This window comes from Vallitalea okinawensis, from assembly GCF_002964605.1.
GTDB lineage: Bacteria > Bacillota > Clostridia > Lachnospirales > PQDH01 > Vallitalea_A > Vallitalea_A okinawensis.
The window spans coordinates 257,190-272,134 of the sequence record NZ_PQDH01000001.1 but is presented as its reverse complement, the minus strand read 5'-3'; the positions used below and the strand labels follow the sequence as shown (position 1 = coordinate 272,134).

The following is a 14,945-nucleotide window of genomic DNA, read 5'->3' as shown; positions in this document are numbered from 1 at the left end:
TGTATACAATTATACTATCGTAATATTATAATAGTATTTTAGGAGGTATGAAAATGATTGAATATAGTACGAATACAAACTTGTTGGAACGAACAGAATTCAAATATCCATTACAGGATATTAATAAACCTAATCTTTTCCGAAATCTATATCCGTATGAAGAAGTACCCAAAATTGCATTCAATCATCGTCTGGTACCCATTGGCATGCCAAAAGAAATTTGGATTACTGATACAACTTTTAGAGATGGGCAACAATCAAGAGAACCTTATACAACAGAGCAAATCACTACACTTTTTGATTACTTACATAGACTATCAGGTCCTAAAGGAATTATTCGTCAATCTGAATTCTTTTTGTACAGTAAAAAAGATCGAGAAGCCGTGTATAAGTGCTTGGAGAAAGGCTATGAATTTCCAGAGGTGACGAGTTGGATTCGTGCAAGTAAAAAGGATTTCCAATTAGTTAAGGATATTGGAATAAAAGAAACTGGTGTTCTTGTTAGTTGTTCGGATTATCATATATTCCATAAACTAAAAATGACCAGACAGCAAGCTATTGATCATTATTTAGCTGTTATTAGAGATTGTATTCATTTTGGAATCCGTCCTAGATGTCACTTTGAAGACATAACAAGAGCAGACTTTTATGGTTTTGTTGTACCATTTGTACTAGAATTAATGAAGCTTATGGAAGAAACAGGTGTTCCTATTAAGATACGAGCCTGCGACACCATGGGTTATGGAGTAGGTTATCCAGGTGCAACATTGCCCAGAAGTGTACCAGGTATTATTTACGGATTGCGTCACCATGCGCAAGTACCTTCTGAACTTATCGAATGGCATGGTCACAATGATTTTTATCGATCCGTTACAAATGGGTCCACTGCGTGGTTGTATGGTGCATCATCAGTGAACTGTTCTCTTCTAGGTATAGGCGAAAGAACTGGTAATACACCGTTAGAGGCAATGATCTTCGAATATGCTCAGTTAAGGGGTACTTTAGATGGTATGGATACGACTGTTATTACAGAGATTGCAGAATACTTTGATAAGGAACTAGGCTATAAAATCCCTCCCCAGACACCGTTTGTGGGTAAGAATTTCAATGTTACAAGAGCTGGAATTCATGCGGATGGTTTGTTGAAGAATGAGGAAATTTATAATATTTTTGATACTACATCGTTGTTAAACCGACCACCAAGAGTGGCTATAACCAATACTTCAGGAATATCAGGGATCGCTCACTGGATTAATTCCTATTTTTCATTAGTTGATAATAAAGCTCTTGAAAAAAATCATCCTGTTGTAGTTAGAGTAAAACAATGGGTGGATAAAGAGTATGAAAGCGGGCGTGTTATAGCTATTACAGATCAAGAATTAGAAAAAGTAACGATGGAAGCAATGGAACATTACGATGCGATTGAATGTGAGGAGGCCATTTAAATGAACTTAAATCTTACGCAAAAGATTCTTAAAGAACACTTGATAGAAGGTGAGTTATCTATTGGTCAAGAAATAGGTATTAGAATTGATCAAACATTAACTCAAGACTCAACAGGAACCATGGCGTATTTGCAATTAGAGGCTATGGATATAGATCGTGTTAAAACAGATAAGTCTGTAGCTTATATTGATCATAATATGTTGCAACAAGGTTTTGAAAATGCTGATGATCATAAATATATTCAAACTGTTGCCAATAAGCATGGTGTGTATTTCTCACGACCAGGTAATGGTATATGCCATCAGGTCCACCTCGAGCGTTTTGGGGTACCTGGTGGTACCCTCCTTGGTTCTGATAGCCATACGCCCACATGCGGAGGAATTGGTATGATTGCTATAGGAGCAGGGGGATTGGATGTAGCTGTAGCCATGGGGGGAGGAGCTTATTACATTACAACACCTAAGGTAGTTAATGTTAGATTAACTGGTGAGTTATCACCTTTTGTAACAGCAAAAGATATTATTTTAGAAGTTCTTAGAAGGCTAACGGTAAAGGGTGGAGTAGGTAGAGTTATTGAATATACTGGACCAGGAATCACACAATTGACCGTACCAGAGAGAGCAACTATCACCAATATGGGTGCTGAGTTAGGAGCAACCACCTCCATTTTCCCAAGTGATGAGGTAACAGAGGCTTTCTTAAAAGCGCAAGGCCGTTTAAATGATTATAAAGAATTATTGCCAGATAAAGATGCTAAATACGATGAAATTGTAGAAATAGATTTATCTGCATTGGAACCTTTGGTAGCAAAACCGCATAGCCCAGATAATGTAGTTGAAGTTAAATCAGAAGAAGGTATACATATTGACCAAGTATGTATTGGAAGTTGTACCAATAGTTCTTATAGAGATATGATGAAGGTAGCCAAAATACTCAAGGGTAAAACTGTTTCACCTCACGTATCTTTAGTTATTGCGCCTGGGTCAAAGCAAGTACTAAACATGTTAGCCAGTAATGGTGCATTAGCTGATATGATCGCTGCTGGTGCTAGGATTCTTGAATCAGGTTGCGGACCTTGTATCGGAATGGGGCAAGCACCATCTACAGATGCGGTTTCATTAAGAACCTTTAATCGTAACTTTAAAGGTCGCTGTGGTACAGTATCAGCAGGCGTTTACTTAGTAAGTCCGGAGACAGCAGCTATTAGTGCCCTTAATGGTAAATTAACAGATCCTAGAAGTAGTGACATGAAACTAGATATCGATGAACCAAAGGAATTCCTACTTAACGATAATATGATTGTTGAACCAGCAGAAGAAGGGGCTACTGTAAAGGTTGTAAAGGGACCCAATATTCAACCATTCCCATTAAATAATGCACTTGAAGATGATGTTACTGGTAAGGTGTTAATCAAAGTTGAAGATAACATAACAACAGATCATATCATGCCTTCCAATGCAAAGCTTCTACCTTTTAGATCAAACATTCCTCACTTATCAAAGTTCTGTTTAACTCCTTGTGACGCGGATTTTCCAAAACGTGCGCAAGAGAATAAGGGAGGTATTATTATTGGAGGAGAAAATTATGGTCAAGGCTCAAGTCGAGAGCATGCTGCTTTAGTTCCTTTATATCTTGGAGTAAAAGCTGTTCTGGTTAAAAGTTTTGCAAGAATCCATAAAGCCAATCTTATTAATTCTGGTATATTACCCCTTATTTTTGATAATAAAAGGGATTACGAAGACATTGAAGTTTTAGATGAATTAAAAATTAATCATATTAAGTCACAGCTAGATGATGGCATCCTAGTTATTGATAATGTAACAAAGGGTAGACAGTATTCTACCCATCATGACTTATCAGATAAAGAAATAGAATTAATACGAGTAGGTGGCAGAATCAACGCCATAAAGAACGCAAAATAAACTATTGAAAGTAAAGAATAGTAGACAATGGAGGTATAAAATGGACGTACTAGAGAAATTTCAGCAAATATTAGATGAGCAAAAAAAGCGAGTAGAGATGATGAAACAGCAACAAGATTTTATTCAATATGATGAGTTAGATCAATTAATAATCGGTGTTGTTGGAGGAGATGGTATTGGTCCAGCTATTACAAAGCAAGCTCAAAGGGTTTTGGAATATCTTTTAAAGGGTGAGGTTGATAGTGGGAAGGTAACTTTCAAGGTTATCGAAGGATGTACCATTGAAAACAGAGCGAAAGTAAATAAGGCTTTACCAGATGATGTGGTTGATGAATTAAAGAAATGTCATGTTATCTTAAAAGGTCCAACAACGACTCCTAGAAAAGGAGATCCATGGCCAAATATTGAATCAGCCAATGTAGCTATGCGAAAAGAGTTAGATCTTTTTGCGAATGTACGTCCTGTTAAAGTACCTGATCAAGGGATCGATTGGACATTTTTCAGAGAAAACACAGAAGGTGCTTACGTACTTGGCAGTCAAGGTGTACATGTAGATGATGATATTGCCATTGATTTTAAAGTGATTACGAGTCAGGGGACCGAAAGAATTGCTCGTTCTGCCTTTGATTTTGCTAGTAAGAATGGGAAGAAGAAGGTAACAGTCGTTACGAAGGCTAATGTTGTCAAAACAACAGACGGTAAATTCCTTGATATATGTAAGGATGTTGCGAAGGACTATCCAGATGTAGAGATGGATGATTGGTATATCGATATTATGACGGCGAAATTAGTTGACGAAAAAAGAAGGCGAGATTTCCAAGTTTTTGTTTTACCAAATCTTTATGGCGATATTTTGACGGATGAAGCAGCAGAATTCCAAGGCGGAGTAGGAACTGCTGGAAGCGCTAATATTGGTAAGCGTTATGCTATGTTTGAAGCTATTCATGGCTCTGCGCCAAGAATGGTTGCTGAAGGCAGGGATATTTATGCTGATCCATGTAGTATTATTCGTGCAGGAGCGATGCTCCTCAACCATATTGGAAAAGGGAATGAAGCAGATAAACTTTTCAGAGCGTTAGAAATATGTACGCAAACAGAAAAAAGGCTAGTGATGACAGGTAGAGATACAGGTGCTACCAGTGAAGCCTTTGCCGATTATATAATGGAAACTATAGAAAAACTTTAAAAAATTATCAATATCCCTTTTCAATAGTTCTTTTTTTTGGTAATATTATATTGTTCTTATTGAAGTAATAGGGGAGGCATTCCTTGTGAACACATTTGATGTAGGCAAAGAAGTATCGGATAAGTATTCATTGAGGGGTCGCGTTTATAGCAAGATCCGAGATGACATTTTAAAAGGTAGATATTCGACAGATGAACCCATTAAAGAAATGCAAGTTTCTAAAGAGTTAGGGGTAAGTAGGACACCAGTGAGAGAAGCATTGAGGCAGCTTGAACTTGAAGAACTAGTTACTATTATACCTAATAAGGGAGCTTTTGTGACGGGTATTACACCTAAAGACATACAAGATATTTATGCGATTCGATCTTTAGTTGAAGGATTATCTGCTAAATGGGCAGCAAAAAATGCTACTGATCAGCAGATAAAAGAGCTTGAAGAAGTTCTTGATTTATTTGAGTTTTTCTATAAACGAGGAAATTTTGAGCAGTTACATGAATTGGATAACAAATTCCATAAGCAGATTTATGACATTTCGGGTAGTCGAATTTTGAAGCATGTTTTATCTGATTTTCATAATTATGCACAAAGAGTAAGAAAAGCATCATTAGAAAGCTCTGGAAGGGCAGAAGTCTCTTTATCAGAGCATAAAGATATATTGACAGCTATTAAGAATCATGATATGAAAAATGCTGAAAAACTCATGAATAAGCACGTAAAGAATACTGCAAAAAACGTAACGAATAACAAATTAGAACAAATAACTACCGAGCATCAAAAAAGTGAATAATATCACTTTGGAGTTAAAACAAAAAAGTTCAAGGTCTTTTGCCTTGAACTTTTCTAATTATCTAATTCTGATATCTTTTCCTGAATTTCTTCCCACTTCAAGTATTTCTCTTCTAACAGAGACTCCTGTTGGATCTTATTAGAATGGAGTTCGCCAGCTTTATCTGGGTCTGTATAATTTTCTTCAAGACATAGAGCCTCGTCTATGGATGTTATAGCCTCTTCAAGGGCATGTATATCTTTTTCACAGCTTTCTAACAAATTCTGCAGCTTACGGGTTTGTGCTTGGTACTCTTTTCGTTTTAACCAATCCTGCTTAGAATCACTTGTTTCTGAAATGGATTCTAAACTAACCTCTTTTTCTTTCAGCTTTTGTAATTGCTCCTTCTTTTCAACATAATCATTATAGTTTCCAAGATAAGCGATAAGCTTTTCTGGAGTTAGTTCAAAAACTTTTGTAGCTACTTTATTGATAAAATAACGGTCATGGGAGATGAAAAATAATGTTCCTTCATATTGACTTAACGCATTTTCTAATACTTCACGGGAGGTAATGTCGAGATGGTTCGTAGGTTCATCCATCAGAAGGAAATTAGCTTCTGATAGCATGATTTTAGAGAGACTAACACGACCCTTTTCTCCACCGCTCAAAGAGAGGATGGATTTGAAAACATCTTCACCAGTGAAAAGAAATGCTGCCAGCGTATTACGGATTTCACCGTTCGTCATTTTTGGATAAGTGTCCGATAATTCTTCAAAGATGGTTTTATCTTCAGATAAACTATCGTGTTCTTGATCATAATAGCCTATTTGAACACGACTCCCGTATGTTATTTGGCCAGTATCCACAGGCACATGCTTCATGATAATCTTAAATAAAGTTGTCTTTCCAATACCATTTGCACCGATTAGAGCAATCTTATCTCCACGCTTAATATCTAAATCTACATTATCGAAAAGTTGATGATCATAGCTTTTTGACAAATTCTCAGCAAACAAGACATCATTACCACTAACTTTCTTCGGCTGAAAAACTAAACGCATTTCATCATTGATATGTGTAGGCTTTTCCAAAAGCTCAACCTTATCTAAAGCCTTTTCACGACTCTTAGCTCGTTTGATAGACTTCTCACGGCTAAAAGAACGTAATTTAGCAATTACTGCCTCCTGCTGTTTGATATCCCGTTGTTGCTCTAAATAATGTTTATATTGTATATCACGATTGATTGCCTTCTGTTTAGCATAGAAACTATAATTACCTGAATAGACTTCAGACTTCTTGTTTTCTATTTCAATAACCTTACTAACAATCTTGTCCAAGAAATAACGATCATGGGAGATAATTAATAAAGTACCTTTATAATTTCTTAAATACTCTTCAAGCCAGGTTACGGCCTCAATATCCAGATGATTGGTTGGCTCATCCAGTAGTAAAACTTCTGGTTGCCGTAGGAGTAGCTTAGCTAAACAAACACGAGATTTTTGTCCGCCTGATAATGTGTTGATGGCTTTACCTAGCTCTTCGACAGTAAACCCCAAACCTTTTAGTACACCAGTGATCTGACTCTTGTAACCATAGCCATTCATGCTTTCAAATTGGTGTTGTAATTCAGAATACGTTAGCATTAACTGTTCTAAAGCTTCGCCATTGAGTTCATTCATTCTCGACTCTATTTCACGTAATTGAGTCTCAGTCTTAATGACGTCTTCAAAAACAGTCTCACATTCCTCATAGATGGAATGTGCCGATACTAAGTCTTGTTCTTGGGAAAGGTAACCTAATGAAGCATTTTGATAGAGGGTTATACGACCTTCATCGGCAGTGAGTTCTTTAGTAATAATGCGAAAAAGGGTCGTTTTTCCAGCGCCATTAATGCCTACCAAAGCGACCTTATCATATTGGTTTAAATGGAAAGTTACATTTGTTAAAATTTCATCAATTCCAAAGGATTTTTTTATATTTTTACATGAGAGTATCATGATAACCTCCTAAGTTCATTGGTATATACGTATTACACAAAAAATGTTGTGAGAAATTATATATTTAGTACAATGATTTAATATGTACTGCAGTAAATAAAATAATAAATATTGGAAAAAATACGTCTGATTACTAATTTATCATCGAATATTATTAGCATAATCCAATAACAGTGTCATATATTGTATACATTATACAATATAGCATTCTCATTTTACCTTTTTAATCATATCAAAATTTCTATATGATTAAAAGGCTTCATTTGAAAAATTTACACAGTAATGCTATAATAAATTTAATTAGAATAAGAATTTGCTTAGGGCGTAGGCAATTTCTTAGTTAGGTATGTGGTAGAAAATTAAATAGTCGTTATAGATGACTTATTTAATTTTTGATGGTGCCTTAGAAGGAGATGAAGGTATGGATTCTGATAAGAAGATATCAATCGCTGTCATTCGACGATTACCCAGATATTATCGTTATCTTGGCGATCTCTTATCAAAAGACGTTGTACGTATTTCTTCAAGAGAATTGAGTGAAAGAATGGGTATAACAGCATCACAAATTCGACAAGATCTTAATAATTTTGGTGGTTTTGGTCAACAAGGGTACGGATATAATGTAGAGTTTCTATATGAAGAAATAGGTAAAATTCTTGGTTTAGATAAAAATTATAGTGTCATTATAGTTGGTGCTGGTAATTTGGGTCAAGCATTAGCTAATTATGCAAAGTTTGATAAACGAGGATTTACTGTAAAAGGACTCTTCGATGTTAATCCTAGACTAGTGGGTATGAGTATTAGGGAGATTGAAATTAAAGATATTGATGAAATGGAGCAGTTTGTCCGAGAAAATGACATTGATATCGCAATTTTAACATTACCTAGGACAAAGGCTATATCTGTTGCAAATGATCTTGTTGATTGGGGGATCGAAGCAATATGGAATTTTGCTCCTATCGATTTAAATTTACCTGAACATGTTACAGTAGAGAATGTACATTTACTGGATAGTTTAATGACATTGTCCTATAATTTGAAAGAAAATAAAGCTAATAAAGAAGAAGAATAAGAGAAAAGCTGACTCATGTATATATTTGAGTCAGCTTTTTTAGGAATGTCAACTGGTAAAATTTGTACATTATACTGAAAAATGTTATAATATATATAAATTAGTCCTGTTTTAAAATCGTAGAAACCTTGATGTAAGCTAAATCACAGCCATTTTAGAGTTAGATTTTGTAAATATTGCATAAAAGCTAAGTGATAAAATAGTTAAGTTAAATAAAATATGTAAGTTATACCATGGGAAGTGTTCTAAACTATTAACAATTTTTATATAATTGTTAATAATATTTTAAATCTTTTTTATGAAATTTCAAAAAAATTTAATAAAAATGAATAAAACCCGTTGACATGTGGTAAAAATTTATATATAATCACTTAACTGAAAAGACATATCCTACAGATGTAAAAAAAGAGACTTATGTCTCGATTAAGCATATGTAGGAAATCATTTGTGAAAGGAACGTATCAAATTACTTTCTTACACAAAAATATTACAGTTGGTTATGAGAAAGGAGTAATCTCAATGAAAGCAAAGCAGAGCGAATGTATCTCTGATATCAAAAAGTATACATTCGACTCAGACAAAAACTGCTATAAGATGAAGAGATCAAAGAAACCACTTCTTATTGCAGGACTAATTGGCTTGGTATTAGTTGGATTATTTTCTATTGTGCTTTACAGTTACTATGAGCAAAATGCTATGGAGTATGCTTATTATGCTGTAATGGAAGATGAGATGAATAACACAGCAGTTTTAGAAAATATAAATGATTTAGAATTAACTTACAATGAAATAGAAGAGACCTATTACCAATTAGAAGATGATTTTGCAACGGATAATTCACCATTAATGACAGCTTCCGTTGCTCCAGTAGATAGTAGAAATCTATCTACGTCATCCAATTTAGAGCCTATCAATCAGACGGATGCGGAGTATTCATTTGTTAATTTTGACTTAACAGATGATGATTATGAATCACTTCTCCGTATAGTTGAAGCTGAGGCGACAGACGAAGATATAATCGGGAAAATACTTGTAGCAAACGTGGTTTTAAATCGTGTTCGTATCAGCCGTTTTCCTGGTACTGTTTTTGAAGTTGTTCACCAACCTGGTCAATTTTCACCACTTGATGATGGACGTTACTACACTGTACCAATAACTTCTTCTACTGTAGAAGCCGTTAATCGTGCATTAGCTGGTGAAGACTACTCAAATGGAGCATTGTTCTTTGTTGCAAAAGGATTAGCATCTACCTCTGCGGTAGCATGGTTTGATAACAACTTAACAGAAGTGTATAAACATGGCGTTCATACCTTCTATTCGTATTAAAAGCATGACTATACAAAGTAAGCAACTCGTAACTCGAGTTGCTTTTTTTTACATCTATATTTCAAAATAACAGACTCGGTTTACGGTTATGGATAATTATGGTATAATTGATGAAGTTTTGATTATAGGCATATGCCTTAAAAGGAGGACACTATGAAATATTTTAGAAAAATAACAAGCTGTTTCCTAACGACAGTGCTTTTGATGACTCCGTTGTTATCATTGAATGCAGCAAGCTCAACTGTAGTTAGCAACAAGGTAGTTATTACTCAGAATGAAAATCAGACAGCAATTGATGACTCTAGTTACACAATAAAAATGGATGATGCTATCCAATTAGCGATGGGTTTTGTTCATACATATACCAATTATGTAGTGACTAATGAAGAGTGTAGTATAGCATTAGAGGACCAAGTATACTGGTACTACGAGGATGAAGATATAGTGTGGTGGGAAGTATCTTGGGATTTTGATAGAAAAGATGAATACTTTAATATAAATGTTCTAATCAATGCCTCAACGGGTGAAATTATGAGCTATGATAGTCATATATATAATCACGAAAACGACTTGGAAAAACTACCTAGTCTGACTGGTGATGAAGCTAAAGCTCTTGCAATTAATTTTGTGACCAAAATGCACCCCGATAAGATCGATATGCTAGAAGTGGGTGATGTTTTTACCCAATCTTATGATGCTATATACAGTATGCATTTTCAGCGTAAAGTGAATGGTATTTCAACAACCGATGGAATTGCTGTAGAAGTAGATGGTCAATCTGGAGAAGTTGCCGGCTATAGGATCACCTGGAATGACGATGTTACCTTTGAGGATCCAGAAGTGATTCAATCTAAAGAGGAAGCAAAAGCTGTATTTTTGGATGCTATGTCTATGGAGTTAGGTTATACACCTATTATGGACGATAACTATGAAGTAGAAAGTCTCAAATTAGTCTATAACATGAACACAGAAAAGCATGCCATAAAAGCTGCAGATTTATCAAGTGAATCAGATACGATAAATGTTGAGGTCGTCGATGATGATACACACATCAATAAAGAATTTACATTGAGTGAAGATGAAAAAGTTGAATATCTTGAACTAGCTAACTTACTTCCAATAGAGCTGGTAGATGAAAAATTAACCCATGAACAAGCTGATAAAATTGGTCAACATTATATAGATACGCTATTAGGAAAAGGATTTTATATAGAAGATCTGGAATATAGAACAGATTATGAGGGGAATAAAACATGGGATATTAGATGTAGTTCAGAAGCAGAAAGTAGATATTATCACTATGGTGCTAATATGGAACTTGAGCCAAACGGAAAACTTAAACGCTTTTATCGTTATAATGAGGAAAGTGAAATGGATAAAGCAGATGAGGGGCAAGAGCGCATACAACCAGAGGAACTTTATTCAAAGGCAGCTAAAATAATAGCAATGATATACCCAGACGAATTTAGTCAAATGGGATCTGTGATTGAGTGCGGCGGTGTGTCATGGGGGTATAACGATAAAGATTATGATAATCTTATGTATGTTTTTACTATGAATCAAATGGAGGAACTAGAGCATCATGGAGGAATGAGTGTAGAAATCGGTGCATATTCTGGTACAATTTATAACATTGATTATGAATGGGTAGATATTGAAATACCTGAATTAGAGCCAGTATTAACAGCTGAAGAAGCAAAAGCAAAGCTTATTGAGATTGTAGACATTGAGCTCCGTTATGGCATAAATAGTGATGAAGAATCTGAAACCAAAGAAGCTATCCTTTACTATTACCTGAAGACAGAAGTTAATGATTCCTGGGTAAGAAGTGTTGATGCTATCAATGGTGAATTATTAAATTATCAAGGTAGAAATGTTTATGAATTGAATTCCGCTAATGCACTTACAGATCATTGGGCAGCTAATGAGCTAAAAATGATGGATGAAAAAGAGATTATTGATCTTGATAGCATTGAGGTTGATGATCCGATTACGGTCAATGAATTTATTGATATGCTGGTTCAAGCATCTGGGTATAAGTACTATCGTCTTGATGATGCACCAGCACTGTTATTCACTAACGTATCAGAAGAAGATGCATACTATGATACATTACGTTTAGCTGTATATGATAACATTATTGATAATGAAGCGATCAGTTGGGAAGGCAATCGTCATCTTACGCGTGAAGAAATGGCTATGTATATGATTAGAATGTTAGGTTTTGGGAAAGTTGCAGATTTGGAAGGTATTTACAAATCCAGTTTTATAGATGCAGTTGACATTAGTAAGGAGATGCTAGGCTCTGTAGCTCTTTGTGAAGGTTTTGGTATTCTAGAAGGAGCAGACGGTGCTTTCAATCCCAAAGAAGAATTAACTTATGCTGAAGCAGCTATGGCTGTTTATAAAATCTTAACAAAACCAGAGTTGGTACAATAAATACAGTTTACAGAAGACTATTTCCACGGAAATAGTCTTTTTGACTTTAAGATGCTGAGTGTGTCTTTTGGTTATATACATATGTATTTATATGGAATACAATATAGAGCCGAATGTCCTTGGGACACGCTTATTGATTAGGTTCGTCAAATATAGTATAATAAGTTAACTTTGTTCATACCATTAGTTATAATGGATTTCATTAGGTTTAACAGTATAGAATTGACAGGTGATAAAATGATCTTAATGTTTATAAAATTCCTAATATACACCTATGTTCTTATTTTAGGTCTCTTAAATTTAGCAAGTCAAACATCTACAGTAGAAACATTTCAACCTTATGATATACGACAGCAAGAGTTGCCAAATAGCCATTATAACGATGTGACAAGCTTATTAGATTTGGAAAGTACTGAATTTGATGAAAATGAACCAATTAAAGATGAGGCTGATGAGATTCTAGATGTAGCTGAACAAGAGACTAACGAAGCAGAAAAAAATATGGATAAAGAAGAGGAAAAAGACTTTGATGTAACCTTTACAAAGGAACCCATTGGTGAAGAAGTCGCCTCTCGCATTGTAGGGGTATCTTGGAAAGAAGAGGCACCTGTTTCCAAGGAAGACTTAGCATACTTACAGTTAAGTTACTGGGGTTATGATGATCAACCTCACCATGGCGAAATGATTGTACATAATGCTGTAGCAGATGACATTTTAGAAATATTTCAAATATTATATGAAAACCGATACCCTATTGAGCGAATGAAGTTGATTGATGAATATGATGCAGATGATAATGCATCTATGCGAGACAATAATACATCATCCTTTTGCTATAGAAGCATTACCAATTCAAGTTTTCTTTCTAAACATAGCTATGGTTTAGCTATTGATATTAATCCTTTAGTTAATCCTTATGTTAGCGGTAATCATATTTATCCTATAGAAGGGGCAGTCTATAAAGATCGTCAAGTAGATGAAAAGGGTATGATCCAAAAAGACGATATCCTCTATCAAGCTTTTATAGAGAGAGGCTGGATATGGGGCGGTGATTGGGAAGATCCTCTAGATTATCAGCATTTTGAGAAACCTTTAGAAGCAATTCAGTAATTCGAATAAAAAATAATTAGAATTATTTAATGTATACAATTTTAATATACTACTTTAATTAGTTAATTATCAAAAAGTAAGCGTATTATAAAGTACGTATCGACCTGCAACTTACTTATCTTAAGGTAAATATGGTTGAGGGACTAATTGAAGATACACATGAGAGAAGAGGGATAAAGATGGAGAGAATACGTTATATGAGCACGAGAGGTGCTGAGACGCAAATAGAGGCTTCCTATGCTATTTTACGAGGAATTGCCAAAGATGGTGGTTTGTATGTGCCAGATCGAATACCAGCCATTGATATGGACATCAATGATATGGTTAACATGTCTTACCAAGAGATAGCCTATCAAGTTATGAAAGATTATTTATCAGATTTTACTGAGAATGAGTTAAAAAACTGTATTCGTAAAGCTTATGATGATAAGTTTGATACCCAGTGCATTGTACCAGTTGTTAAAAAGGGTGACGTGACTTACCTTGAGCTTTTCCATGGCTCTACAATAGCCTTTAAAGATATGGCATTATCAATTTTACCTCATCTTATGACAACTTCCATGAAAAAACAAGGCATTGATCAAGAGGTGGTTATTCTAACAGCCACATCTGGAGATACTGGTAAAGCAGCTTTAGCAGGCTTTGCAGACGTTGAAGGGACTCGTATAATCGTCTTTTATCCAAAAGATGGTGTAAGTCCAATACAAGAGAAACAAATGGTTACACAAAAAGGTGATAATACCTACGTTGTAAGTATAGATGGTAATTTTGATGACGCACAATCTGGTGTAAAAGATATTTTTACTAATATTGAATTTAGGAAGACGTTAGGTGAAAATGGTTTCCGTTTTTCGTCAGCTAATTCTATTAACATAGGGCGTTTATTACCGCAAGTAGTTTATTACTTTTATGGTTATGCGCAAATGCTTAAACAAGAAGAGATTAAAGCAGGAGAAGCCATTAACATAGTTGTTCCGACAGGGAATTTTGGGAACATATTGGCAGCCTACTATGCAAAGAAGATGGGATTACCAGTGAATCGTTTGATTTGTGCATCTAATGATAATAAAGTTCTTTATGACTTTTTTAGAACGGGGATTTATAACAGAAAGCGTGATTTTAAATTGACAATTTCACCTTCCATGGACATTCTGATATCAAGCAATTTAGAAAGACTCCTTTATGAAATGACTGAGTTTAGTGGGGCACAAACAGAGGAACTAATGTCACAATTGAATAAGCATGGTGAATATGCTATAAAGAATATGAATGAGTTTAGTTGTTTCTATGGTAATTATGCAACAGAAGAAGAAACTTATGCTGCAATTAAAGAGGTTTATGATGAAAGAGGTTATGTTATTGATCCACACACAGCAGTAGGTTACTGTGTTTATAAGAAGTTTAGAGAGGAAACGGCAGATGAAAGGAAAGTTCTATTAGCTTCAACTGCAAGTCCTTATAAATTTACGAAGTCTGTCATGAAAGCCATAGATCCAAAGTATAATGAAATAGATGACCTAGCATTAATAGATGAATTAAAAGCAACCTCTGGTGTTCCAGTTCCAAATGCTATTAAGGAAATCTTAGAAGAAGAGTCTCGTCATCAGCGTGATTGTGAAACGGAAAATATGCAAAACGTTGTTGCAAGCATACTTAACATAGAGTTGTAGAGTTGATA

At 34.9% G+C, this 14,945-nt stretch carries 10 protein-coding genes; 9 read left to right on the top strand and 1 reads right to left on the bottom strand.

What is annotated here, in order from left to right:
- Nucleotides 1–47 precede the first annotated feature (47 nt).
- From C1Y58_RS01465 to C1Y58_RS01450, 4 genes are all read left to right on the top strand, one after another.
- Nucleotides 48–1,445, top strand: coding sequence for a beta/alpha barrel domain-containing protein (locus C1Y58_RS01465; protein WP_105614215.1), 1,398 nt, complete (start codon nucleotides 48–50; stop codon nucleotides 1,443–1,445).
- A complete protein-coding gene (locus C1Y58_RS01460; protein ID WP_105614214.1) occupies nucleotides 1,446–3,368 on the top strand; it encodes an aconitate hydratase in 1,923 nt (640 codons plus the stop codon). It abuts the gene before it with no gap.
- Nucleotides 3,369–3,408: 40 nt separating this feature from the next.
- Entirely contained in the window at nucleotides 3,409–4,554 is a 1,146-nt protein-coding gene (locus C1Y58_RS01455) for an isocitrate/isopropylmalate family dehydrogenase (protein ID WP_105614213.1), read from the top strand.
- 85 nt (nucleotides 4,555–4,639) lie between these two features.
- Nucleotides 4,640–5,341, top strand: coding sequence for a GntR family transcriptional regulator (locus C1Y58_RS01450; RefSeq protein WP_105614212.1), 702 nt, complete (start codon nucleotides 4,640–4,642; stop codon nucleotides 5,339–5,341).
- 53 nt (nucleotides 5,342–5,394) lie between these two features.
- Here the strand turns inward: C1Y58_RS01450 and C1Y58_RS01445 are convergent, their stop codons facing one another.
- Nucleotides 5,395–7,320, bottom strand: coding sequence for an ABC-F family ATP-binding cassette domain-containing protein (locus C1Y58_RS01445; RefSeq protein WP_105614211.1), 1,926 nt, complete (start codon nucleotides 7,318–7,320; stop codon nucleotides 5,395–5,397).
- A gap of 376 nt (nucleotides 7,321–7,696) precedes the next feature.
- Between C1Y58_RS01445 and C1Y58_RS01440 the strand changes: the two genes are divergently transcribed.
- The 5 genes from C1Y58_RS01440 (at nucleotide 7,697) to thrC (ending at nucleotide 14,937) form a co-directional block, all read left to right on the top strand.
- The gene (locus C1Y58_RS01440) at nucleotides 7,697–8,392 is read left to right on the top strand and encodes a redox-sensing transcriptional repressor Rex (RefSeq protein WP_242985310.1); all 696 of its coding nucleotides are present in this window, start codon (nucleotides 7,697–7,699) and stop codon (nucleotides 8,390–8,392) included.
- 519 nt (nucleotides 8,393–8,911) lie between these two features.
- On the top strand, nucleotides 8,912–9,718 hold the full coding sequence (locus C1Y58_RS01435) for a cell wall hydrolase (RefSeq protein WP_157949891.1): 807 nt from the start codon (nucleotides 8,912–8,914) through the stop codon (nucleotides 9,716–9,718).
- Between the two features lie 153 nt (nucleotides 9,719–9,871).
- A complete protein-coding gene (locus C1Y58_RS01430; RefSeq protein ID WP_105614209.1) occupies nucleotides 9,872–12,157 on the top strand; it encodes a YcdB/YcdC domain-containing protein in 2,286 nt (761 codons plus the stop codon).
- 237 nt (nucleotides 12,158–12,394) lie between these two features.
- Nucleotides 12,395–13,267: a M15 family metallopeptidase gene (locus C1Y58_RS01425; protein WP_170311482.1), complete on the top strand. Its 873-nt coding sequence runs from the start codon at nucleotides 12,395–12,397 to the stop codon at nucleotides 13,265–13,267.
- Between the two features lie 179 nt (nucleotides 13,268–13,446).
- On the top strand, nucleotides 13,447–14,937 hold the full coding sequence (thrC, locus tag C1Y58_RS01420; RefSeq protein ID WP_105614207.1) for a threonine synthase: 1,491 nt from the start codon (nucleotides 13,447–13,449) through the stop codon (nucleotides 14,935–14,937).
- Nucleotides 14,938–14,945: the final 8 nt, after the last annotated feature.